This is a genomic window from Nocardiopsis sp. LDBS1602 (assembly GCF_035818715.1).
In the GTDB taxonomy this organism is placed as follows: domain Bacteria; phylum Actinomycetota; class Actinomycetes; order Streptosporangiales; family Streptosporangiaceae; genus Nocardiopsis; species Nocardiopsis alba.
In genome coordinates, this window is the sequence record NZ_JAYLVW010000004.1 from 245,707 (window position 1) to 268,208 (window position 22,502).

Consider the following 22,502-nt stretch of genomic DNA (forward strand, 5'->3'; position numbering starts at 1 on the left):
GACACCCTACGGAGCGACCATGACCTCCACTCGCATCTTCCCCGTGGTCAACGCGGACGACGTCGCGGTGAACCGACGAAGGGGAGGAGAGATCCGTACCCTCCTCAGCCCTGCGACGACCGAGGCGACCACCGGGTTCATGGGCACCGGGCGTGTTCTGCCCGGAGACCGCATCACCGAGCACTATCACCCCTACTCCGAGGAGTTCCTTTACGTGACCCAGGGCAGTCTGGTCGTCGACCTGGACGGCGTGGAACACCACGTGCAGGAGAACCAGGGCCTCATGATCCCCCGAGAGGTGCGCCACCGAGTCCGCAACATCTCGGACACCGAGGCCGCCTTCGTCTTCCATCTGTGCCCTCTCGCGCCCCGCCCCGACCTGGGACACGTCGACACCGAGGAAAACTCATGAGCACCTCGGCACGAAGGGGTCGCGACGCCGTGGTCACCGGTGTAGGCGTCGTCGCCCCTGGAGGAGTCGGCGGTCAGGAGTTCTGGGAGGGGCTGACCGCCGGGCGCACCGCCACGCGCGCGATCACCCTGTTCGACGCTTCTGACTTTCGTTCCAGGATCGCCGCCGAGGTCGACTTCGATCCTGGTGCCCACGGTCTGGATTCCGAGCAGGTCGCCCGCATGGACCGCTATGTCCAGTTCGCCGCTGTCGCGACGAACGAAGCCCTCGCCGACAGCGGTTGGTCCGTCGAAGACCTCGATGTCTGGCGCACAGGGGTCTCCATGGGCACGGCCGTCGGTGGGACCAGCCGCTTGGAGGCCGATTACGTCAAAGTCAGCCGGAACGGGGCCGACTGGGTGGTGGACACCGATGCGGTGTCACCGTGGCTGCATCACGCCCTGACCCCCAGCATGCTCTCCGGCGAGATCGCCGCCCTGGTGGGAGCCCGGGGACCGGTACGAACCGTATCCACGGGATGTACCTCGGGGTTGGACGCGATCGGCTATGCCGCGCAGCTCATCGAAGACGACGTGGCGGACGTGGTGATCGCAGGAGCCGCGGAGTCACCGATCTCGCCCATCGCCATGTCCTGTTTCGATGCCATCAAGGCCACGACCGACCGCAACGACGACCCCGCCGGCGCCTCCCGACCCTTCGACCGGTCCAGGAACGGCTTCGTCATGGGTGAGGGCGCCGCCGTGCTCGTCCTGGAGGAGGCCTCGCACGCACGCAATCGGGGCGCCCGTGCCCGATGCCGGGTAGCCGGGTTCGCCAACCACGGGAACGCCTTCCACATGACCGGACTGCGCAGGGAGGGTCGTGAGCTGGCTCGGTCCATCGAGACCGCCCTGAAACAGGCGGGACGCTCCGCGGACGAGGTGGACTACGTCAACGCCCACGGCTCAGGGACGGTCCAGAACGACCGACACGAGACCGACGCTGTCAAACGCTCTCTCGGCGCACACGCCTATCGCACCCCGATGAGCTCGATCAAATCCATGGTCGGCCATTCCCTGGGCGCCATCGGCGCGATCGAACTCGCCGCCTGCGTGTTCGCCATGGACACGGGGGTGATACCGCCCACCGCCAACCTCAGGACACCCGACCCTGAATGCGACCTGGACTACGTTCCGGTTACCGCGCGCGAAAAGACCAGCGACGTCGTGCTCTCGATCGGCAGCGGGTTCGGTGGCTTCCAATCTGCGGTCGTCCTCGACCGAGGGGAGTGAGAAAACCATGTCCATGGTGATCACCGGGTTGGGCACGGTCTCACCCGCCGGTACCACGACAGCCGAATACTGGGAGGCGATCCGAGAAGGGCGTTCGCTGATCGGTCCCATCCCCGACTTCGACACCGATGGCTTCCCCGTGCGCCTCGGCGGAAAGGTACCCGGCTTCCGGGCCCGGGAGCATTTGGAGGGCAAGTACGCCGTCCAGACCGATGCCTTCACCCAATTCGCCCTCGTCGCCGCCGACGAGGCCATGACGGACGCCAGGCTCACCATCGACCGGGACCCTTTCTCGGTGGGCGCGCTCATCTGTTCCTATGCGGGAGGCGTGGAATTCGGGCAGCGTGAGATCGCGGCGCTGTGGAGTAAAGGCCCCGACCACGTCGGCCCGTACCAGTCCATTGCCTGGTTCTACGCCGCCAGCACCGGACAGGTGTCGATCCGTGGCGGCCTCAAGGGGATGTGCGGCGTCCTGGTCACCGACGAACCAGGCATGCTCGATGCTCTGGGGCAGAGTGAGCAGGCGCTCCGGAGAGGCACGTCCGCCATGCTCGCCGGCGGCAGTGAGGCCCCGCTCGGCTCCCCCTTCTCCCTGGCCTGCCAAGTGGGAACCGAACTACTCAGCGGCTCCGACGACCCGGCGTCCGCCTACGTACCCTTCACGGAGCAGGCGAGGGGCTACGTCCCCGCCGAAGGAGCGGCCATCGTTGTGGTGGAGGACGAGGAGACCGCAGCCGCACGAGGAGCACGGCCCCGCGCGGTCGTCGCCGGGCAGGCGAGCACCTTCAGCGATGTCGGGGGGTTCGACCCCGGAGGAGAGGGATTGCGGCGGGCCGCGCGGGAGGCGCTGCGACGCGCCGAGATCTCCCCGGACCGCGTCGATGTCGTCTTCGCCGACGCCTTGGGCGTCCCCAAGGCCGACGCGGATGAGGTCGCACTACTGCGCGGGCTCTTCCCCGACGGTGTGGCCGTTACCGCGCCCAAGACCGGTTTCGGCCGCGCCTACGCCGGGTCCTCCGCGCTGGACGTGTCGGCCGCCGTCCTGACCCTCGAACACCAGATCATCCCGCCCACACCCAACGTCCACACCACGGTCTCCGGTCTCGACCTGGTCGCGGGGGTCGCCCGCCGAACCCGCGTCGAGACCGCCCTGGTCCTGTCCCGCGGTCTGGGCGGAACCAACTCGGCCGCCGTCCTGACCCTGCCGGCCCCGCACCACGACACAGACCACAGACCACAGATACCGAGAGAACGAGCCGAGGAGGACCATCATGGCTGAGCCGCTCAAGATGGAAGAGATGGTGGAGATCATCTCCACCTGCGCCGGGGTCGACACCGACCCCGTCACCGCCGCCACTCACACCTTCGAGGAGCTGGGAGTGGACTCCCTCGCGGTCATGGGCATGGTGACCGAGATCGAACACCGCACCGGCCGAAGGCTGGCGGAGGGGGCCGACAGTAGTCCCGGCCCCACGGATCTGCTCGATCTGGTCAACGGCACCATCACGAAGGAGGCCTGAAAGCCATGCCCGGACGTACTGAGAACAGCATCGTCATCAAGGCCCCCTACGACCTGGTCTGGACGATGACCAACGACGTCGCCTCCTGGCCGGAGCTCTTCAGCGAATACGCCTCCACGGAGATCCTCCACCAGGAGGGGGACACCATCCGTTTCCGGCTCACGATGCACCCCGACGATCAGGGACGCGTGTGGAGCTGGGTCTCCGAACGGACCATGGACCGGACCGCGGGCCAGGCCCGCGCCCACCGGGTGGAGACCGGGCCGTTCGATTACATGCGCCTGTTCTGGACCTACGAGGAGGTGCCGGAAGGAGTGCTCATGACCTGGAGACAGGAGTTCACCATGAAACCCGAGGCGCCTGTCGACGACCAGTGGATGACGGACAACATCAACCGCAATTCCCCTGTCCAGATGCGCCTCATCAAGGACAAGGTGGAGGCAGCGGCGGCCTCCAGAGCCGTTGGGGGAAGCCGGTGAGCACCTCCTCCGAGCCCGACACGGGGCCGTACCGAACCCTCATCGTGGCACGTCTGAAGCCCGGATCGGAGGAGGACATCGCACGAGCGTTCGCCGAGTCCGACGCCGGCGAACTCCCCGGGCTCGTGGGCGTCCGTTCACGCAGTCTCTTCCGATTCGGTGACGTCTACCTCCACCTGATCGAGGGGGACCGCCCCCTCGGCCCCGCCGTCGCCGCGGTCGGCTCCCACCCCGAGTTCACCGGGTTGAGTGAGCACCTGAAGGCCTACGTCAGCGCCTACTTCCCAGAGACATGGCGCGGACCACAGGACGCCATGGCCACGGAGTTCTACCGATGGGAGCGGCCGGAGACGGAAGGCTGAAAAGCGGGTGTACCTCCCCCAACACCGGTCGGGCCACAGGGGTCCACCTTTCCCACACAAGACCGATGCAGGCAGAGAGGAAGGATGAGGCACATGACGTCTGCGGCCACGACCGAGTGGATCGCGTGCGGGGGATGTGCTCAACCCGTCTATGGCAAGCGCTTCGCCCGGACCGAGAAGGTGTGCCCCCTGTGCGGGTGGCATGCTCCACTGAGCGCGGTCGAGCGGATCACGTCACTCTTCGACGAAGGGTCCGCCCGGCCACTGCCCTGGGTGGAGACCACCGAGGACCCGCTCGGCTTCTCGGACACGACTCCCTACAGTGCCCGCCTGGCGAAGGCCCGCGATGCGACCGGGGCTCGGGAGGCGATCCTGTGCGTACGAGCCACCATCATGGGGCACCCTCTCATCGCAGCGGTCATGGACTTCGCTTTCCTCGGTGGCAGCATGGGAACCGCCGTCGGCGAAGCGATCGCGGGGGCGGCCGAGACCGCGTTACACGACCGGGTGCCCCTGCTCGTGGTCACCGCTTCCGGGGGCGCCCGCATGCAGGAGAGCATCCTCTCCCTCATGCAGATGGCGGTGACGGCACGGGCCTTCGCCGACCTCGACGCTGCTGGGATCCTCTCGCTCGGGCTGATCACCGACCCCACCTACGGGGGCGTCGCCGCCTCCTTCGCCGCCCTGCCCGATGTACTCATCGCCGAGCAGGGCGCCCGGATGGGGTTCGCCGGCCCTCGGGTGATCCGACAGACCATCGGCGCCGAACTCCCCAAGGGCTTTCAGACCGCGGAGTTCCTCACCGACCACGGGTTCATCGACATGGTGCGCCCACGCGGCGCCCTGCGTCACACCCTCGCTCGTCTGCTGGATGTGTGGGCGGCACGAACGACGCCGCCCAAACCCGTTGAACCGGTGCCCGGGGCCCCTTTCACCGTGCACAAGCCCTCCGACCTGGCCGATGTCGACCCGTGGCAAGTGGTCCGGGATGCCCGTGACCCGCGGCGACCCACCTCCGCCGACTACGTGACGGAACTGGTGCGGGGATTCGAAGAGTTGCGTGGGGACCGTGTGTCAGGCGACTGTTCGGCGATCATCGGCGGGTTCGGGCTTCTTCAGGGCATGCCCGTCCTTGTCCTGGGCCACCAGAAGGGGCACGAGACGGACGAACTGGTACAGCGCAACTTCGGAATGGCCTCACCACAGGGTTACCGGAAGACCACTCGTCTGATGCGACTGGCCGCCAAGCTCAAAGTCCCCGTCTTGACGTTCATCGACACCCCGGGCGCCTATCCCGGGATCACCGCGGAGGAGGACGGCCAGTCCTTCGCCATCGCCGAGAACCTGCGGGTGATGTCCTCGCTGCCGGTGCCGATCGTCAGCGTCATCACAGGGGAGGGCGGCAGTGGCGGAGCCCTCGCCTTGGGAGTGGCCGATCGGGTCTTGGCGCTCTCCGGCAGCTGCTACTCGGTCATCAGCCCCGAAGGGTGCGCGGCGATCCTGTGGAAGAGCCCTCAGGAGGCTCCACTGGCCGCCCGAGCTCTGCGTATCCGTGCCCGCGACCTGCTCGGGTCAGAGGTCGTCGACGCGGTCGTCCCGGAACCACCCGCCGGTGCGGCGGAGGATGGCGCGGCGATGGCGCGGGCATTGGAAGGCGCCGTCGTCGAAGCCTTCCTAGAACTGATCGAAACCGACCCGGAGAACCTGACCGCCATCCGACGCCGAAGGTTCAGGAAATTCGCCAACCACATCGACAAGGGGGAGCTGTGACCGGTTCACCGAGGGAGCAGGCGAAGCGCATGGAGGATGTCTGCGTCGGTCTGGGGCGAGTACTCGGACTCGCCGGCCATGACCTGACCCGGGTCCGGATCACCATGGACGGGGTCGAGCTGGAGATCGACTGGGCGCGGACCTCGGAGGCGACCCCTGTCCGCGTGGAGGGGCCGGTGAGCACGAGGAACGACGGGGAAGAGGAGCCCCGGAGCGACACGCACACCGTGCGCTCTCCCCTGGTGGGCACCTTCTACAGTGCCCCGGAACCGGGGGCCGAGCCCTTCATCAAGAACGGACAACACGTGGAGAAGGGCGACACCCTTGCCATCGTCGAGGCCATGAAGCTCATGAACCACGTCGCGGCCACAGTTTCCGGCACCATCGTGGAGGTGCATGCGCAGGACGGGCAGCCTGTGGAGTACGACCAACCGTTGGTCACTCTCTCTCCCGACTCGACGGTCTAAAGGACGAGGAACGTGATGTTCAAGAGACTGCTGGTCGCCAACAGGGGAGAGATCGCCGTACGGATCGTCCGGACATGCCGCGAGCTGGGTATCGAGTCGGTCGTCGTATATTCCACGGAAGACCGGGACTCCACCGCTGTCCGCCTCGCCGACCAGGCCGTGCACATCGGCCCGGCCGAGGCCAAACGCAGCTACCTCCACGCCCCATCGATCCTGGAGGCCGCGCTGGCCACCGGTGCCGAGGCCGTACACCCCGGATATGGTTTCCTCTCCGAGGACGCCGATTTCGCCGACGCGTGCGCCGCGGTAGGGCTGGCTTTCGTGGGCCCCTCCTCCGAGGTCATGTACCGCCTCGCCGACAAGTCCGCCGCACGTCTCCTCATGGCGGAAGCGGGTCTACCCGTTCTGCCTGGCAGTCCCGGCCCCGTCTCCACAGCGACGGAGGTGAAGGAGGCGGTAGGTCTCAGCGGCTACCCCCTGATGCTCAAGGCCGCCGCCGGCGGCGGCGGGCGGGGTATCACCGTGGTCCGTGAGCCGGAGGACCTCGACGCCTCCCTGAGATCGACCCGGGCCCAGGCCCAGGCGCTTTACGGGAACGACGACGTCTACGTAGAGCGCCTGGTCGAGGGGGCCAGACACGTGGAGGTGCAGGTGCTCGCCGACCGGCACGATGCGGTGGTGCATCTCGGGGAGCGGGACTGTTCGGTCCAGCGGCGCCACCAGAAACTGGTGGAGGAGACACCAGCACCCAATCTGCCGCCGGAGCTGTTGGAGGAGATCCGCGAGGCCGCCGTACGCGGTGCCAGAGCCGTGGGATACGAGGGGGCGGGCACCCTGGAGTTCCTGGTGGACCCTAAGGGCCGGTACTACTTCATGGAGATCAACTGTCGACTCCAGGTGGAGCATCCGGTCACCGAGATGGTCACCGGGGTCGATCTGGTGGCGGAACAGATCCGAGTGGCGTCCGGCGAGCCCTTGAGTTTCCGTCAGGAGGACGTGCGGCCCATCGGTGTGGCCATGGAATGCCGAGTCAACGCCGAGCACCCCGAACGTGGATTCCTGCCCACCGCGGGGACCCTGGACAGGTTCGAGGTGCCGGGTGGAGCGTTCGTCCGGGTCGATACGCACGCCTATCCAGGCTGGCGGATCAGCGCCTCCTACGACTCACTGGTAGCGAAAGTGAGTACCTGGGGACCGGACCGTGAAACGTGTGTGCGCAGGATGCGGCGTGCCTTGTCCGAGTTGGTCGCCGAGGGTCCGGGACTGCACACTACGGCCGACTACCTTGGTCGTCTCCTGGGTCACGAGGCCTTCTCTCGTGCCGAGCACACGGTCGCTTTCGTTGACATGATCACGGAGAGCGACCATGGACGTGCGTAGTATGTGGGAAAAGCCCTACCCCCCCCCGGGAGTGTGATGGAATCCGGACTCGCAAGGCGTACGGTCATCGTCACCGGCGCCTCCAACGGCATCGGTGCGCGCACGGCGCTGGCCTTCGGCCGTGAAGGCGCGCACGTGGTCGTTGCCTACCACCGGAACCGCGACGGAGCCGCGAAGGTCTCCGAGCAGGTGGAGGAGGTCGGCGGCACGGCACAGGTGCACCCTTACTCGCTCGCCGAGGAGGGCTCTGCGGACGAACTGGTGTCCGCGGCGGTCGAGACGACCGGAGGCGTCGATGTCGTGGTGGCCAACGCCGTCCGCTGGTGGGGCCGTGGGCCAGGCGGTTTCGAGACTCTGCCGGACGGAGAGTGGGAACAGATCGTCTCCGACAACCTCTCCGGGACCATCCGGCTCATGAGGGCCGCCGCCCCACCCCTGCGTAAGAGTGAACAGGGCCGCGTCGCCTTGATATCCAGCAACCTCGCCTTGGAGGGTCTTCCTGGAGCCGAGTACTACAGCGCCGCCAAGTCCGGGCTGCACGGCTTGTGCAAGTCTCTGTCATGGTCGATGGGTCCGCACGGGGTGTTGGTGAACACGGTGGTTCCCGGCTTGACGATGACCGACCGGAACAAGGCCAACTTTCCCGAACACCTGAAGAAGATGGAGGAGGCCCGAACTCCGCTCGGTCGGCTGGTGACCCCGGAGGACGTCGCCGCCACCACGGTCTACCTCTGCTCCGCGCTCAACACCGCGGTGACAGGTCAGCTCCTCAACGTGTCCGGAGGACGCTGAGCCTCGGATCTGAGCCGAGTTCGTTCGATCCGCCCGGGGGCTTCTCGTGAATGGACGACCGTCCACCGTGGTGAAGATCCCCGGGACAGGGTATTCGGCACCGGTTCAACGGCCCCGCCTGCGCCGATCAGCCCGCCCCAGAACCGGCCGGGTGCCGTTGGCGGTGTGACGGGCGCGCCGACGTTCGACGGGCGCGAGGCGATCGCTCCCGTCGTTGATCGCGACGGGAAACGACTGGCACCGGCCGGGTGAGCGAACTCGACACGCGGTCCCGGATCGACCTACCCGAACCCCCGTCAGCAGGATCGCCACGAGGAGCGCGTGCCTCAAAGCGAGCGACGGTGGAAGATCCCGGAGCACATGGCGGGCGGCCTTCCATCGGCCCCGTCCTCAGACGCCTGGGCTCTCTACGCATCGGGAGGCGTCATTCGGTCTTCGGGAACTCCGGAGAACGTGGAACCGCCGACAGACGAGTGTGTCACGCGGTCGTCGTGTCGCCCCTTGGGACGCCACCGAACGATGAAGAGGAAGAATCGGCGCGGTGAACATATCCGGCCTCGAATCGAAACCCCTTATTGGGGGCATCGAAATCGAACGGGCGCTCCTCCCGCCTCCGTGGCGCTCGCCGCCAGGCCTTTTCACCGCTTCCGGACATGGGCTCTCCCCCCCGGGGGACGGGGCAAGGACCTTCGCGTTACAGCATGTGCTAGAGCACCGCTCTCACCGAGGACCAGGAACCCTTGTGGGATCCGGGGGCGATCCTCATACTGAGGTCGGACGAAGCGCCGTTCCTGTCCCGTCCGGGGCCGACGCACACCACCACCGGTAGGGCGGCCCGAGGGGCCTCATGCCTTACCGCGAGCTCGGTCTCGCCCGCCTCGCCCTGTGGACGATCTTCTTCGTCAACGGCGCGATCCTCTCCAGCTGGGCGCCACGGATCCCCGAGGTGAAGGATTCCCTCGGACTGACCGACGCCGAGCTCGGAATCGCGCTTCTGGGGATCGCGGGCGGTTCCGTTCCGGCGCTGATCCTGACCGCGAAGCTGCTCCAACGCCTCAGGGACACCCCTATCTGTGTGGTCTCCGCGATCGTCTTCAGCGCGGCCCTGCCGCTCATACCGCTGACCGGAGACCTGGCCCGGCTGACGGCGGTGCTCTTCGTACTCGGGGCGGCCAGTGGCGCGCTCGACGTGGCGATGAACACCGCCGGCATCTCGCTCCAGGCGGTTTCGGAGCGGCCCGTACTCTCCGGTCTGCACGGCGGTTACAGCCTGGGGGTGCTCACCGGCGTCGGAGGAGGGACCATCGCCACGTACATGGGCGTAACGGTCTTCGCCCATTTCATGGTCACGGCCGCGGTACTGGTCCTGATGACCCTGCTGTCCGCCCCGGTCCTCCTGCGGTTCGCCCCCAGGACACATCACCCTTCCGTCGAGATGGAGAAGAGCGAACGGAGGGGGCGTCGTCTACCGGTCCTCGTCGCCGTACTCGCCGTCTCCTGCCTGTTGGTCGAGGGGCTGGTGACGGATTGGTCGGCGCTGCTGATCACGCGTGATCTCGGCGCCGGACCCGCTCAGGGGGCACTGGCCCTGACCGTCTTCAGCCTCGCCATGTTCGTCTCACGGTCGTGCGGAGACGCGATGCTGCTGCGCTTCTCCGAGAAGCGGATCGTCATGGCGTCCGCCCTTCTCCTTCCCGTGGCGGTACTGATCGGGATGCTCGTCCACACTCCGCTCGCGATGAGCGTCTCCGTCGCCGTCATCGGTCTCCTGGTCGGCCCGCTGTTCCCCGTGGCGATCTCGCGTGCGGGCCGCTCCGATCCGGGCCGCGCGGCCTCCATGGCGGCGAAGGTGAGCGTCATCGGGTACATCGCCCACCTGGCCGGTCCGCCGTTCATCGGTCTCGCCGCCGAGGCCGTCTCCTTGCCGGTCACCTTCACCCTGGTCATCGTCCTGGCGGCTCTGGGGATAGGCGTGGCGGCACGCGAGAGGAGAGCGGGCCTCCCCGGGCGGACCGGTCGGTGACCTCCCGGCCCGAAGGTCCGAGTCCCGAGGCCACGTGTGCTCCACCGAACTCGACACCCTGTCGACCCACGGTCCGGATGCGGATGTTTCCGACGAAACCGCCTATCTTGAGGGTTCCGAACCGCCGACGGACGGCGGAAACGGAGAACCCTTCGGCCCTGCCCCGGATCCACTCCGGTGACGGCGGGCCGGATCCCGTTCTCCCTTCGGGACGACGACGATCCGGCGGACTCTCCCTCGCCACTCCGACGAAAAGGGCCGACACCGTGGACCCCCTGCTCCCCACCGACCCCCCGCAGGTCGGCAGGTACCGGCTGACCGCACGCCTCGGTTCCGGCGGCATGGGCCAGGTCTACCTCGCCCGCACCGCCTCCGGCCGCGGGCTCGTCATCAAGGTCATCCGCCCCGAACTCGCCTCCGAGGACGGCTTCCGTGCCCGCTTCGCCCGGGAGGCCGAGGCCGCGCGACGTGTCGGTGGTTTCCACACCGCCCAGGTCGTGGACGCCGATCACGAAGCCGATCCGCCCTGGATCGCCACCGCCCACATCCCCGGGCTCACCCTGGTCCAGGCCGTACGCGAACACGGTCCCTTGGATCCACCGGCGCTCCGGATCCTGGCGACCGGGCTCGCCGAGGGCCTGGACGCGATCCACCGGTGCGGCCTGGTCCACCGCGACCTCAAACCGGCCAACATCATCCTCGCCGCCGACGGGCCCCGCATCATCGACTTCGGCGTCGCCCGGCCCATGGACGCCGACAGTATGACCACCCACGGCACCGTGTTCGGCACCCTGCCCTACATGTCGCCCGAACAGACCGAGAGCTCACGGGTGGGACCGGCTTCGGACGTCTTCTCCCTGGGCAGCGTGCTGGCCTTCGCCGCCACCGGCACCGGCCCCTTCACCGGCGGGACCATGGCCGAGACCCTGCGCCGTCTCCTCGGTCCCCCTCCGGACCCGGGCGAGATCGACCCGGACGTCCGCGACCTGATCCGGGATTGCTGGGACCACGACCCCGGCCGGCGCCCGACCCCGGAGCTGATCCTCACCCGCTTCGAGGCGGACGACCTCCACACCCCCGGAGCCTCGCCCCACTTCACGGCACCCGAGGAGAACACGGCGTTCCCCTCCGTGCTCTCGGTCCCGACCGGCTCCGGGCAGGCACCTCCCCCGTCGACGGCCGCTACGATCGCTCGGGGCGGCCTCCCGCATCACACCAGGGAACAGATCTCGTCCCCCGGGTCCCTGGAGGGAACCGGCACACCACCGTCCACGGCGGGTACGGGCTCCAACGGAAAGAGGTCGAGGAAGGGCCTGTACATCGGCGCTGCGGCCGTGACCGCCCTCGCCCTCGTCTCCGCCCTCCTGTTGTGGAGGGCCGATATCGGTGGCGCCGAGGACCCGGCGCAGGCGGAGGAGGCCGAGGTCGAGGGCCCCGTCCCGATCGGTGAACACGACGATCACGTGAACACGGTGGTGTTCGACTCGGACGGCGACACCGTCGCCACCGCCGGCAGCGACGGCACCGCACGGCTCTGGGACGTCGAGACCGGCGATCTCGTCGCCACACCCAAGAGCTTCGACGGTCACGTGTGGTCGGTGGCCTTCTCTCCCGACGACGCCACCGTCGCCTCGGTCCACAGCGACGGCACGGCGCAGCTCTGGGACGTCGAGACCGAAGAACCCACGCCCCTTCCCGGGCACACCGGTTACGTGAGATCGGTGGCGTTCGGTCCCGACGGCTCCACCGTCGCCACCGCCAGCGATGACCGCACCACCCGTCTCTGGGACGGACGGACCGGTGAGTTCGTCGACACCTTCGGCGGGCACACCGACACCGTGAACTCGGTGGTCTTCGGCCCCGGTGGGTTCGATCTCGCCACCGCGAGCAAGGACGGCACCGCACGGATCTGGGACATCGAAACCGGCGAACCCCGCACCACCTTCGACGGACACGAGGGTTCCGTGTGGTCGGTGGCCTTCTCCCCCGAGGGGGCCTTCGCCGCCACGGCGAGCGAGGACGGCACCGCACGGATCTGGAACGCCGGGACCGGCGAACCCCGCATCGTCCTCGACGGACACGACGGCCCCGTGAACACGGTGGCGTTCAGCCCCGACGGCATGCTCCTCGCCACCGGTGACGACAGCGGTACCGCACGTCTTTGGGACGCCGAGACCGGTGAACCCGTCACGGTCCTCGAGGGGGAGCACACCGACGCCGTGTGGTCGGTGGCCTTCTCCCCCGACGGCGCCACCCTGGCCACCGCGAGCGATGACGGCACCGTACTGCTGTGGGACATCGGTTGACCGACGAAGACGCACCGATGTAGCGGTGTCCAGGGCGGACGGGCCCGTGGCCCCGTGGCCCCGTCGAGCGATCACGCGAAGCACCCCGTGCTCCTCCGCCCGGAACGGACCACGCTCGGACCGTCGTGGCCCCGGTGTAGCTTCTCCATTCACCCCTACCCGGAAGGCTCGTCATGGAGTTCCACACCCCCGGTCGCCCCGAGGACCTGCCCCCGTTCGATCTCCTCTGGGCCCGCGCCGCCGCGTTGGCCTCCCTGGAGGCGGGTGGCGGCGCGAGTCAGCACGTCTACGCCGACGCGGTCGTGCACCACGACGACGCGGGAGGGAACGAGTGGCGGCTCGCCCGTCTCGACGACGGTCGCGGGGTGCTCGTCGGTGCCGACCACGAGTGCGACGAGCACGTCGACATCGAGGGCTACGACCCCTATGTCGGCCCCGACTGGTTGCCCTGGACCTGGTTCACCGAGCTGGAGAGCGGCCGTGAACAGGGGTTCGCCTACTGGTGGGACGGGGCCGTCTGGGACCGTATCGACTACCCCGACATCATCGACAACGACGGTCTGAACCTTCTCTTGACCCATCTGTCCACCACGGAGAGGACGGTCGAGAGGGTTCTGAACTTCCTCGACCTGCGTGAGTCCACGAACGAGTGGGAGGAGGGGGTCCTCATCCTGACCCGGGTTCTGGAGCTCGCCGAGCGGGGCGCCGGGTCCGAGGAGGAATGGCGTGAGGCCCTGGAAACGGCTCTGGACTTCGCCGCGCGTCAGGACTCGCAATACGTGAACCGCGCGAAGGACGACTTCGACGTGGCCGCGTCCATGGCGGTGGCACGGGCGACCGGGCTGATCGACGGGTTCGAGGCCGAGGTCAAACCCACCGAGAACGGCCGTCCCCAGGGGTGGGTTCCGCGTCCGGGGTGAGGACGCGGATCGTCGGGGGTGATCGTTAGGCTGGGCTCCGCGCGCCGTCCTCTCCCCCGGGTCCCGGTGTGTTCCCACCCTCATCGAGAACAAGGAACCTGATGCCCTACCCCTTCGACCCGGAGGAACCACTCTCCGACCCCTCGGCCTCGGACGCGGCGGCCCGCGCCTGGGACGAGCGCCGGGAACTTCTCACGGGTTGGCGCGATTTCAGCCGCGAGGTGGTCACCCGACTGGGCGAACTCTCTCGCTGGAACCCGCCCGAGACCCTCCTGGAGAACCCGAGCCACGGCCTCATGCACATGAGCATGATCTGCTCATCGGAGGACCTGAGCCTGTACGAGATGATCGGCTACCAGCCCTTCGACCTGTTCCTGACCACGTACTGCGCCGAGTACATGTTCAGCGACGTCGGCGGTGCGTGGGTGCTCGACGAGGATCCGGGGTCATCCACCTTCGGCCGTTTCCTCATCGGTGAGTACGACACCGATCGTCCGGAGGCGACGGTGGACGTCTACGCCGCCGTGGCGGCGTTCCTCGAAGAGCCCGAGGGACGCGACCTGGAGAAGCTCCTGGAATCGCTCCAGGAGTCCATGGGCGCCCCGGTGGGTGTCCAGGACACCTCCTACCCCTGACGAACCCTGCCCCGCCCCGATGGCCCGCCCTCCGTGGCGGGCCTTTTCATGTCCGCTTCGTGCCCCGGCCGGCGGCCTAGCCCTCGATGATCGAGGACGTTCCCGCCGCTGTCGTCCTCTCTTCTCCACCCCGGGTCTACCGGGTGCGCTCAAGGCTGTGTAGAGTATGAAAACGATTTTCATTTCCACGCTTGGAAAAGACACCTCGAGAGGAGCATCCGATGCGCATCGCACTGGCCGCCGGCCTGCACGCGGCCGCGCGGCGCCGGGCCGTGGACGAACTACTGGCCGCCGTGCCGGGGTCCATCGCCGTACACCACGACATGAGGGACATCGGTGACGGTGCCGTGCACCGTGTGGTGCGCGACCACGCGGGCCCCACCGAGATCGCGGCCGTCGACCTCGACCACGCCTGTGCCTCCTGCACCCTGCGCGAGGACCTCGTCCCCTTCCTCCTGAGCACCGCGGACACCGGCCGACACGGCCTGTGCGTCGTGGAGGCCTGGGAGGCAGTGGAACCCCGGTCGATCGCCGAGGCGATCTCCGTTCAGGAGAGGCTCCACCTGACCACCGTCGCCACGGTCGTGGACACCGCCCGCCTGACCTCGGACCTCGGTGGTGACGACGACCTGACCGACCGCGGACTGGACGTCGCACAGGACGACTCCCGCACGGTCGCCGAGGTCCTCCATCGGCAACTGGAGTACCCGAACACGCTCGTACTTCGCGGTACGGAGAACGAACACCACGTACGCTCCCTCCTCCGACAGCTCAACCCCGCGGCCACGCTCCTCCGGTCGGGGGCCGATCTGCGGAGCCTCCTCGACCGGCGCTTCGACCCGGCCTCCACCCATGACCGGCTCAACCCGGCCTGGGCCCACTACACGGACCACGCCGAGGAGCACGGGGTGGGATCGGTGACCTGGACCAGGCGCCGACCCATGCATCCCGAACGGTTCGCCGACGCGCTGGAACGGATCGTCTCGATGAGCCTGCGCGGCCGAGGAAGGTTCTGGCTGGCCGGTCAGCCCGACTCCCTCCTCGTGTGGGACTCCTACCGTGACCTGCTCATGGTGGAGAACGGAGGCCCCTGGATGGCCTCGCTCCCCGAGGCCGCCATGGACCTGGTCTCGCCCACACGACGCTCCCGTGCCCTCGTGGACTGGGATCCGGTGGTCGGCGATCGCCGCCAGCACCTGTCCTTCACCGGGATCGGTATGGACACCGACGCCCTGCTCTCCCTGCTGGACTCCTGCCTGGTCACCGACGGGGAAGCGGACCAGGACTTCCACAACGACCCCTTCGCCGAGTTCTCCGAGAGGTGATCATGTCCGCCGATGAACGCCGCGCCGCGAAACCCGCCCGCCGGCGAGCCCTCGCCAACCCCTTGGGCGAGGCCGACCACGTCGACTACAAGGACGTCGCCCTGCTCCGCCGGTTCCTGTCGGACAAGGGCAAGATCCGGGCCCGGCGCGTCACCCGGGTCACGGCCCGTCAGCAGAGGCTGCTCGCCGCGGCGATCGCGAACGCCCGCGAGATGGCCCTGCTGCCCTACCCCTCCTCCGTGAAACAGAACCGATCGACCTGAAAGGAAGAACCGTGTCCCGTATCTGTCAGGTGACCGGGAAGGCCCCCGCGTTCGGCAACGCGATCTCCCACTCCCACCGGCGCACGAAACGCCGTTTCGACCCCAACGTCCAGCGAAAACGCTACTGGCTGCCGAGCGAACGACGCTTCGTCCGGCTCCGGGTCAGTGCCAAGGGCATGAAGGTGATCGACGCCCGGGGCATCGAACGCGTGGTCGCCGACATCCGCGCCCGTGGAGAGAGGGTCTGATGGCGAAGAAGAGCAAGATCGCCCGGAACGAGCAGCGCAAGGCCGTCGTCGCCCGCTACGCCGAACGCCGTGCCGAGCTCAAGCGCCTCATCAAGAACCCGCGCACCGGCGAGGACGAACGCGCGGCCGCCCTGGCCGAGCTGCGACGTCAACCGCGTGACGCCAGTGCCACCCGGGTGCGCAACCGCGACTCCGTGGACGGCAGGCCCCGTGGACATCTGAGGAAATTCGGCCTGTCCCGCATCCGGTTCCGGGAGATGGCCCACCGGGGAGAGCTGCCCGGGATCACCAAGTCCAGCTGGTGACCGGGCCGGGGCCGGCCGTTCGCCCCGGCCGGCCCCGCCTCACACCCCTGGCTCCCACCTCGGTCGAGGTGGGTACGGAAGGGCCCGTCACCGTCGCGGGGTCGGTGGCGGGCCCTTCTCTACGAGGGCCCGTGCCCTCCGGTGGGGTCACCGGAGGGCCCGGGGCGGGTCGGGGCCTCAGGTCAGGTCGATGGTGACCCGCTCGGTGACGCCGTTCACGGTGACGGAGAGGTCGACGGTGGCCGCCCTCAAGGCGTCGAACCGGCCCGTCGCCGGGTCGAAGGATGCGGCGTGCTCCTCCCCGGCCTCGTCGGCCGGGCCGATGTGGACGTCGTCGGAACCGGACCAGTCCGCGCTCACCGGGTAGGCGACCGGGACCGCGCTCCCGTCGTTGTCCACCGTGGCGGTGATATCGGCCTGTTCGCCCACCGCGACCGAGGCCGGGGCGTCGAGTTCCAGACCGTCCACGTGAGGACGCAGTTCGGTCCGCACCCAGTCCCGCGAGGCGGCGCCGTCGGTGTCGATCCCCCACAGGGACCAGCCGGTGAAGCCGCCGTCGGCGGGGCCGGTCGAGGGGTTCTTGCCGGCGTTGCCGTTGATGACGTAGGGCACCCCGTCCACCCGGTCGGCGTGGAACGTGCCCGCGTGCGCTCCGATGAACGCCGCGCCCTTGCCGCTGTCGGCCTGGAAGTCGGCCAGCCAGTTCTCGACGGTGGTGGCCTCCTTGCGGTCCGCCAGTTCGCTCGCCCTGGAGGGGGACGGGTCGCGGAAGGGCACGTGCTGGGCGACGACGACCGAGGTCACGGAGGGGTCCTCGGCCGCGGAGTCGAGCTCCTCGCGCAGCAGGGGCAGTTGTGACCAGTCGCTGGACCGGTACGAGAGCCGAGCCGTGTTCAGGAGGATGAACCTGGTGCCGTGGTGGTCGACCACCTGGTGGGGCTCCCCGAAGGCCTCCCGGAAGTTGTCCAGAGTGCCCTCGGACACCTCGTGGTTGCCCGGAACGTAGTAGTAGGGGAGCTCACCCTCCAACTCCTCGTCGAGGATGGTCCGGGCCAGGGCGAAGTCCTCCGGCGCGGCCTCGTCGACGAGGTCTCCGTTGATGATGAGGAACTCGGCGTCGCTGTCGCGGATCTCTCGGAGCGCCCGCCGGGTGTAGGCGACGATCTCGCTGTCGGGGTCGCGGGCGACGAACTGCGCGTCGGACAGGACGGCGAACCGCCAGTCCTGGTCGGCCACGGCCGTTCCGGAGGCCACCACGGGGTCGACGACCGGTTCGGTGGGCGGCACGTCGATCGGGGGCGGCACCATCGCCGTCAGTTCGTCGAGGATCACCTCGCCCCGGTAGCTCGCGTCCGGTTCGGTCTCGGCGAAGTAGAGGCGCCGCAGCGACAGCGGGTACTGCGTGCCCGGCGGGACCTCGAAGACCAACTCCCGCCACCCCTCCTCGTCGAGGTATCCGGCGCGCAGGGCGGGCAACAGTTGGCCGGCGCCGTCCCAGACCTGGAGGCTGGCCCACTCTCCGTTCCCCTCGGTACGCACCTGGGCGCGCAGTTCCTGCGGCTGTCCGGGGATCTCCAGTCGCCCGCCGGGCGGCAGGGCGCCTCCGGTGCGGGTCCCGGTCGAGGTGGTGAAGTCGTAGGTCAGGCCCACCGCCTTGCCGCCCCGGCCCTCGGCGACCGTGACGTCCCCGTCGGCGCGTTCGCCGAAGTAGGTCCAGTCGGCGGCGTCCTCGAAGTCGGCGACGACGACCTCCTCCAGTCCGACGGTGATCGCCATGGTCGTCTCGACGTCGCCGACCCGGACCGCGGCGAGGGTGGAACCGCTGTCGGTGGCGGCGGTGATCTCGAATCGTCCGTCCTCGGTCACCGAGACCCGGGCGACGCTCTCGTCGACGGACAGCTCGACGTCGGCCGGTTCGATCGGCGCGGCGAACCCCTGGGCGTCGTAGCCGGTCACCTCGACCACGGTGGACGCGTCGGCGTCGGCCAGTCCGACCCGTTCGGGGGTGGTCTCGATCCGGGCGAGGTCGCCCAGAACGGTCAGCTCGATCTCGCCTCTGGCGCGCAGTTTACTCGCGGTGACGGTGGCGGTACCGGTCGCGTGGGCGGTGAACACGCCCTCGCGGTCCACCAGACCGACCCGGCCGTCGTCGGAGCGCCAGTTCGGAACGCCCTCGGCCGGGCCGAAGGTCTCGTCGTGACCGAACGCGGTGAGCGTGCGGGTCAGTCCGGGGAAGACCCGGTCGGGGCGGCTCGGGGCGACGTAGCCGGAGGCCGCGGCGCGTTCGGGTTCGATCCGCGTCTCGACCCAGAAACCGTCGAGTCGTCCACTGCCCTCGGGGGCGAACAGCGCGAGTCCGTTGGGGACGAGTCGTTCCGCGCCGTCCGAGGGGCGGTTCTCGACCCGTACCCGCTCCGAGCCGGGGGTCCTCGCGACCATGGTGGTCGACCCGCCCCCGTCGAGGTTGAGCGCGGTGTGCGCGCCGGCATCGACCATCATCTCGCCCAGCTCGTCGAGGCCCACGCCTTCGGAGAAGGAGGGCTGGCGGCCGTCGACGCTGAGCAGGTACATCCGCGAGCCGTCCTCGGAGAACCCGATCGCCGTGCGCGGGGCGCCCGGGGTGTTGTTACCTTCGGAGGCCCGCTGGACCTCGCCGTCGACGACGAGCATCTGACGGCCGTTGAGGGCGGCGTGGATCTCCTGGTCCTCGGCGGCCCGGGCCTCGTAGTCGATGCCGACCGCGTCGCCCACGGCCAGATCGGAGAGGGCGGTCGCACCGTCCTCACGGCCGACCAGGACGAAGGTGTCGTCGGGGATCTCCCCTTCTCGCGGTCGGTCCACGATCTCGGTGACGACGCCGTCGGCGACCACCACCTCCAGTGTCTCCGCGGCGCCTTCGACCGCCCGGCAGCGGCAGTGGTCGCCCCATAGCGGGGTGAACGCGGCGATCTCGCCGACGCCCAGCGCCGGTTTGTTGATCGCGTCCAGAGACGGCGTCTCTCCGGTCGGCAGGTCGACGGTGCCCTCGAAGAACACCTCGCCGATGGAGCCGAGTCCGTCCGGGGTGAAGATCACCGAGGAGCCGGCGTACTCGCCGGGCATCGGGGACTGGATCAGCTCGCCGTCGCGCACCGCCACCCCCTGCGGGGCTCCGGAGGCGTTGATGTCGAAGAAGTCGCCGTTCACCGCGGCGACCGCGCCGACGCGGTCGGCCTGGGCGCTCAGGGGTTCGCGGTCGGTCACCCGGCCGGGGAACAGGTAGTCGACGCCGACGCCGCCGGTGAGGTCGGTGGTCAGCAGGTCGCCCTGCAACCAGGTGGGGTTCCCGGTGTAGCCGTCCGGCCCGTAGGAGTCGAACGATCTCAGGGTGACGCCGGGGGCGACCGGACGTTCGGACTCGAACGTCTCCAATCGAGGGGCGGGAGCGTCGTCCCGGGCCACCGAGCCCTCCGGGGGGACCTCGACGTTCTCGCTGAAGGCGGTGTGGTCGCGTGGATCGTCGTCCGCGGCGGCCGTACCGACGGCCGGGGGGAGGGTGAGGATCAAGGCGCAACCCGCGGCCACGACCGCACTCGCGCGTGAACGGATCGACCACCGGCGTTTCATGGGAAGCCTCCGGGCGGCTGGGGGAGCCTTACGCGTGAACTTCTATCAGCCGACCGGGCGGTTGTGTAGGAGGTGAAGGATCCCCGATTTCCGCGCGGCTCCCGAGCCGGAATCGTGCACGTGAGCTCTCGACCTGCGGATACGCGCCGCACGCGAGGTGCGCGAAGGAGGTGAGGAAGGTCCCCTCCCCTCTCCACATTTCACCTGGGGACAGCCCATTGGTCATGAGGAATCCGATCACGCGCGACGTGGAGCGAACGGTTCAGGGCGTGGGCAGCGGACAGGACTCGGCGGCGCGCAAGCGGGAGGCGAGCGCCCACGCGGAGAGCGCCAGGCCCGCGACCGCGAGCAGAGGTTGGAGCGGCGCGAACCAGGTCATGGCCCCGTTGGCGCCCAACGCCAGGAGCACGAGCTTGTTGCAGACCGGACAGCCGATCGCGAACCAGGCCAGGGCGGCCCCGACGATCCCCTTGCCCCGGCCTCGATCGACGTCCTCCGTCGCCGATCCCGCCGCGCCGCGGACGTAGGTCGCCGCCACCAGGCCGGTCAGGACCGAGGCCGCCGCCCACACCGGATAGGACCACCACGTCGGATCGACCTCCCTGGAGAACAGCCCGTTCGGAACGAGGACGGCCGGAACCCCTAGGAGCAGCAGGGTCGCGGCCGTTCCGATCGCCGCGACGGTCCACTCTCGACGCCCCCATGAGCGCATACGTCCCCCTCTTCCTCGAACACCTCGGCAGCATTTTCTATCCTCCATAGAATACTCTCTATGCAAGATAGAAAGAAGGTGCCCATGTCGAGCCGGACCAAGAGCCGCTCCAACATGCCCCTGATCGTGGCCGGGGCCGTACTGCTCGCCCTCGTCCTGGCGGTGACCATCGGCATCGCCCTGGAGGACGGGGACTCCGAGGGGGACGCCTCCGACGTCCAGGTCTCGGGGGGCTCCGGCGAGGAACAGCGAGCGTGGGGAGAGACCCTGGCCAGGCGCGAGCCCGAGGACCCCGGCGCCATGGGGGCCGCCGACGCGCCCGTGGTGATGGTGGCCTACTCGGACTTCGCCTGCCCCTTCTGCGCGACCTGGGCCCGGGAGACCCAACCCGAACTGGTCGAACGCTACGTCGACTCCGGGGACCTGCGCATCGAATGGCGCGAGTTCCCCTACCTGGGCGATCTGTCCCGCGAGCTCTCCCTCGGCGCTCTGGCCGCCGCCGAACAGGACGCCTTCTGGGAGTACCAGGAGACGGTCTTCGCGCACCAGGAGGAACTGAAGTCGTCCTCGGACCCCGACGCGCTCCTCCGAGAGCTCGTCGAGGAGAGCGGCCTGGACCCGGAGCGTTTCGAGAAGGCCCTGGACGACGAGAGCCTGCCGGCCAGGGTCGACGCCGACTTCCTCGAAGGCCAACGGATCGGTGTCTCCGGCACCCCGGCCTTCATCGTCAACGGGGACCCCGTGATGGGGGCCCAGCCGCTGCCGGTGTTCGTCGAGAGCATCGAGTCCGCCCTGAACGCCGCGGAGGGGTGAACCCATGGACATCGGTCTCCTGGCGGCGACGGCGGGCGGGGTCCTGGCCCTGTTCAGCCCGTGCAGCGCCCTGCTGCTGCCCTCGTTCTTCGCCTACGCCTTCCGGAACCCGGGGCACCTGCTGCTCCACACCGGCATCTTCTACATCGGCCTGTGCCTGACCCTGATCCCGCTCGGGGCGGGATCGGCCATGGTCAGCGTCCTGTTCTACGGGCACAGGGAGACGCTCATCGGCATCGCCGGCGGCGTCATCATCGCCTTCGGAATCATCCAGATCCTGGGGTGGGGCTACACCTGGGGTCCTCTGGCCCGGGCCCAGTCGCGTTTCGCCTCGGGGCGCGGACGTCTGTCGGTCCTCGGGCTCGGGGCGGTCTACGGTCTGGCCGGCTTCTGCTCCGGACCGATCCTGGGGGCGGTGCTGACCGTCGCGGCCACCGGGACCCCGGCGCGCGGCATGCTGTTGATGGCCGCCTACGCCCTGGGCATGGTCCTTCCCATGTTCCTCCTGGCCCTGGGATGGGACCGGTTCGACCTGGGACGCCGTCGCTGGTTGCGCGGCCGTTCCCTGCGCGTGGGTCCGTTGACCACGCACACCACGGCCGTGCTGAGCGGCGCCCTGTTCATCGGGGTCGGGGTGATCTTCCTGGTCTTCGACGGCACCGCGTCCATGAGCGGCCTTCCGGGGATGCGGTGGTTGGAGGAGGTCGCCTACCGGGCTCAGGAACCTCTGTCCCGGCTGGGGAGCACGACCGACGTCATCGCTCTGGTCCTGGTGGCGGTCCTGCTCGGCGCACTGGCGTTGTTCGCCCGGCGCGGCGGCGCGAGCGCCTCCGACGACGCCAGGACGACGGACCGCGACCCGAGCGCGCGCGAGACCTCGGAAGGGGAGTGAT

At 68.9% G+C, this 22,502-nt stretch carries 22 protein-coding genes; 20 read left to right on the forward strand and 2 right to left on the reverse strand.

Going from position 1 to position 22,502, the window contains the following annotated elements; genetic code table 11:
* The first annotated feature begins 19 nt into the window (after window positions 1-19).
* From U9J66_RS16275 to rpsN, 18 genes are all read left to right on the forward strand, one after another.
* Complete coding sequence (locus U9J66_RS16275; protein ID WP_326338078.1) at window positions 20-412, forward strand: cupin domain-containing protein; 393 nt, start codon at window positions 20-22, stop codon at window positions 410-412.
* Window positions 409-1,683 (forward strand): beta-ketoacyl-[acyl-carrier-protein] synthase family protein, encoded by a 1,275-nt coding sequence (locus U9J66_RS16280; protein ID WP_326338079.1) that lies wholly within the window; start codon window positions 409-411, stop codon window positions 1,681-1,683. Before U9J66_RS16275 ends, U9J66_RS16280 begins: the two co-directional genes overlap by 4 nt.
* A 7-nt stretch (window positions 1,684-1,690) precedes the next feature.
* Entirely contained in the window at window positions 1,691-2,962 is a 1,272-nt protein-coding gene (locus tag U9J66_RS16285; protein WP_161110396.1) for a beta-ketoacyl synthase N-terminal-like domain-containing protein, read from the forward strand.
* Window positions 2,955-3,203 carry an acyl carrier protein gene (locus U9J66_RS16290; RefSeq protein WP_161110397.1) on the forward strand — a complete coding sequence of 83 codons (249 nt, stop codon included), beginning with the start codon at window positions 2,955-2,957 and terminating at the stop codon, window positions 3,201-3,203. Before U9J66_RS16285 ends, U9J66_RS16290 begins: the two co-directional genes overlap by 8 nt.
* Window positions 3,204-3,208: 5 nt before the next feature.
* Window positions 3,209-3,682 (forward strand): SRPBCC family protein, encoded by a 474-nt coding sequence (locus U9J66_RS16295; RefSeq protein WP_161110398.1) that lies wholly within the window; start codon window positions 3,209-3,211, stop codon window positions 3,680-3,682.
* On the forward strand, window positions 3,679-4,044 hold the full coding sequence (locus U9J66_RS16300; protein WP_161110399.1) for a TcmI family type II polyketide cyclase: 366 nt from the start codon (window positions 3,679-3,681) through the stop codon (window positions 4,042-4,044). The genes U9J66_RS16295 and U9J66_RS16300 overlap by 4 nt, the downstream gene beginning before the upstream one ends.
* A 93-nt stretch (window positions 4,045-4,137) precedes the next feature.
* Window positions 4,138-5,814, forward strand: coding sequence for an acetyl-CoA carboxylase carboxyl transferase subunit alpha (gene accA, locus U9J66_RS16305; protein ID WP_326338080.1), 1,677 nt, complete (start codon window positions 4,138-4,140; stop codon window positions 5,812-5,814).
* Entirely contained in the window at window positions 5,811-6,281 is a 471-nt protein-coding gene (locus tag U9J66_RS16310; protein ID WP_202421438.1) for a biotin/lipoyl-containing protein, read from the forward strand. The genes accA and U9J66_RS16310 overlap by 4 nt, the downstream gene beginning before the upstream one ends.
* A 15-nt stretch (window positions 6,282-6,296) precedes the next feature.
* Window positions 6,297-7,661, forward strand: a complete 1,365-nt coding sequence (locus U9J66_RS16315; protein ID WP_161110401.1) for an acetyl-CoA carboxylase biotin carboxylase subunit — start codon at window positions 6,297-6,299, stop codon at window positions 7,659-7,661.
* A 36-nt stretch (window positions 7,662-7,697) separates the two neighbouring features.
* On the forward strand, window positions 7,698-8,453 hold the full coding sequence (locus tag U9J66_RS16320; RefSeq protein ID WP_161110402.1) for an SDR family NAD(P)-dependent oxidoreductase: 756 nt from the start codon (window positions 7,698-7,700) through the stop codon (window positions 8,451-8,453).
* A gap of 847 nt (window positions 8,454-9,300) precedes the next feature.
* Window positions 9,301-10,476: an MFS transporter gene (locus U9J66_RS16325; protein WP_326338081.1), complete on the forward strand. Its 1,176-nt coding sequence runs from the start codon at window positions 9,301-9,303 to the stop codon at window positions 10,474-10,476.
* 266 nt (window positions 10,477-10,742) lie between these two features.
* On the forward strand, window positions 10,743-12,782 hold the full coding sequence (locus U9J66_RS16330; RefSeq protein WP_326338082.1) for a WD40 repeat domain-containing serine/threonine protein kinase: 2,040 nt from the start codon (window positions 10,743-10,745) through the stop codon (window positions 12,780-12,782).
* Window positions 12,783-12,955: 173 nt separating this feature from the next.
* A complete protein-coding gene (locus U9J66_RS16335; RefSeq protein WP_326338083.1) occupies window positions 12,956-13,702 on the forward strand; it encodes a hypothetical protein in 747 nt (248 codons plus the stop codon).
* 101 nt (window positions 13,703-13,803) lie between these two features.
* Entirely contained in the window at window positions 13,804-14,337 is a 534-nt protein-coding gene (locus U9J66_RS16340) for a hypothetical protein (protein WP_326338084.1), read from the forward strand.
* 221 nt (window positions 14,338-14,558) lie between these two features.
* On the forward strand, window positions 14,559-15,662 hold the full coding sequence (locus U9J66_RS16345; protein ID WP_326338085.1) for a CobW family GTP-binding protein: 1,104 nt from the start codon (window positions 14,559-14,561) through the stop codon (window positions 15,660-15,662).
* Window positions 15,663-15,664: 2 nt separating this feature from the next.
* The gene (rpsR, locus tag U9J66_RS16350) at window positions 15,665-15,925 is read left to right on the forward strand and encodes a 30S ribosomal protein S18 (protein ID WP_026124852.1); all 261 of its coding nucleotides are present in this window, start codon (window positions 15,665-15,667) and stop codon (window positions 15,923-15,925) included.
* An 11-nt stretch (window positions 15,926-15,936) separates the two neighbouring features.
* Window positions 15,937-16,173: a 50S ribosomal protein L28 gene (rpmB, locus tag U9J66_RS16355; protein WP_014909195.1), complete on the forward strand. Its 237-nt coding sequence runs from the start codon at window positions 15,937-15,939 to the stop codon at window positions 16,171-16,173.
* A complete protein-coding gene (rpsN, locus tag U9J66_RS16360) occupies window positions 16,173-16,478 on the forward strand; it encodes a 30S ribosomal protein S14 (RefSeq protein ID WP_017533729.1) in 306 nt (101 codons plus the stop codon). Before rpmB ends, rpsN begins: the two co-directional genes overlap by 1 nt.
* Window positions 16,479-16,655: 177 nt before the next feature.
* On the opposite strand, the gene U9J66_RS16365 is transcribed toward rpsN, so the two are convergent.
* Both U9J66_RS16365 and U9J66_RS16370 read right to left on the reverse strand, forming a co-directional pair.
* A complete protein-coding gene (locus tag U9J66_RS16365; RefSeq protein ID WP_326338086.1) occupies window positions 16,656-20,084 on the reverse strand; it encodes a phosphodiester glycosidase family protein in 3,429 nt (1,142 codons plus the stop codon).
* Window positions 20,085-20,346: 262 nt separating this feature from the next.
* Window positions 20,347-20,796 carry a hypothetical protein gene (locus tag U9J66_RS16370; RefSeq protein ID WP_161110409.1) on the reverse strand — a complete coding sequence of 150 codons (450 nt, stop codon included), beginning with the start codon at window positions 20,794-20,796 and terminating at the stop codon, window positions 20,347-20,349.
* Window positions 20,797-20,880: 84 nt separating this feature from the next.
* Here U9J66_RS16370 and U9J66_RS16375 point away from each other — a divergent pair, with 84 nt between their 5' ends.
* Both U9J66_RS16375 and U9J66_RS16380 read left to right on the forward strand, forming a co-directional pair.
* Window positions 20,881-21,609 (forward strand): DsbA family protein, encoded by a 729-nt coding sequence (locus U9J66_RS16375; RefSeq protein WP_326338139.1) that lies wholly within the window; start codon window positions 20,881-20,883, stop codon window positions 21,607-21,609.
* Between the two features lie 4 nt (window positions 21,610-21,613).
* The gene (locus U9J66_RS16380) at window positions 21,614-22,501 is read left to right on the forward strand and encodes a cytochrome c biogenesis CcdA family protein (protein WP_161110410.1); all 888 of its coding nucleotides are present in this window, start codon (window positions 21,614-21,616) and stop codon (window positions 22,499-22,501) included.
* Window position 22,502 lies beyond the last annotated feature (1 nt).

Coding starts and splice junctions, on each gene's coding strand:
- U9J66_RS16275 (WP_326338078.1), top strand. CDS start 20: ATGACCTCCACTCGCATCTTCCCCGTGGTCAACGCGGACGACGTCGCG.
- U9J66_RS16280 (WP_326338079.1), top strand. CDS start 409: ATGAGCACCTCGGCACGAAGGGGTCGCGACGCCGTGGTCACCGGTGTA.
- U9J66_RS16285 (WP_161110396.1), top strand. CDS start 1,691: ATGTCCATGGTGATCACCGGGTTGGGCACGGTCTCACCCGCCGGTACC.
- U9J66_RS16290 (WP_161110397.1), top strand. CDS start 2,955: ATGGCTGAGCCGCTCAAGATGGAAGAGATGGTGGAGATCATCTCCACC.
- U9J66_RS16295 (WP_161110398.1), top strand. CDS start 3,209: ATGCCCGGACGTACTGAGAACAGCATCGTCATCAAGGCCCCCTACGAC.
- accA (WP_326338080.1), top strand. CDS start 4,138: ATGACGTCTGCGGCCACGACCGAGTGGATCGCGTGCGGGGGATGTGCT.
- U9J66_RS16315 (WP_161110401.1), top strand. CDS start 6,297: ATGTTCAAGAGACTGCTGGTCGCCAACAGGGGAGAGATCGCCGTACGG.
- U9J66_RS16320 (WP_161110402.1), top strand. CDS start 7,698: ATGGAATCCGGACTCGCAAGGCGTACGGTCATCGTCACCGGCGCCTCC.
- U9J66_RS16325 (WP_326338081.1), top strand. CDS start 9,301: ATGCCTTACCGCGAGCTCGGTCTCGCCCGCCTCGCCCTGTGGACGATC.
- U9J66_RS16335 (WP_326338083.1), top strand. CDS start 12,956: ATGGAGTTCCACACCCCCGGTCGCCCCGAGGACCTGCCCCCGTTCGAT.
- U9J66_RS16340 (WP_326338084.1), top strand. CDS start 13,804: ATGCCCTACCCCTTCGACCCGGAGGAACCACTCTCCGACCCCTCGGCC.
- U9J66_RS16345 (WP_326338085.1), top strand. CDS start 14,559: ATGCGCATCGCACTGGCCGCCGGCCTGCACGCGGCCGCGCGGCGCCGG.
- rpsR (WP_026124852.1), top strand. CDS start 15,665: ATGTCCGCCGATGAACGCCGCGCCGCGAAACCCGCCCGCCGGCGAGCC.
- rpsN (WP_017533729.1), top strand. CDS start 16,173: ATGGCGAAGAAGAGCAAGATCGCCCGGAACGAGCAGCGCAAGGCCGTC.
- U9J66_RS16365 (WP_326338086.1), bottom strand. CDS start 20,084: ATGAAACGCCGGTGGTCGATCCGTTCACGCGCGAGTGCGGTCGTGGCC.
- U9J66_RS16370 (WP_161110409.1), bottom strand. CDS start 20,796: ATGCGCTCATGGGGGCGTCGAGAGTGGACCGTCGCGGCGATCGGAACG.
- U9J66_RS16375 (WP_326338139.1), top strand. CDS start 20,881: ATGTCGAGCCGGACCAAGAGCCGCTCCAACATGCCCCTGATCGTGGCC.
- U9J66_RS16380 (WP_161110410.1), top strand. CDS start 21,614: ATGGACATCGGTCTCCTGGCGGCGACGGCGGGCGGGGTCCTGGCCCTG.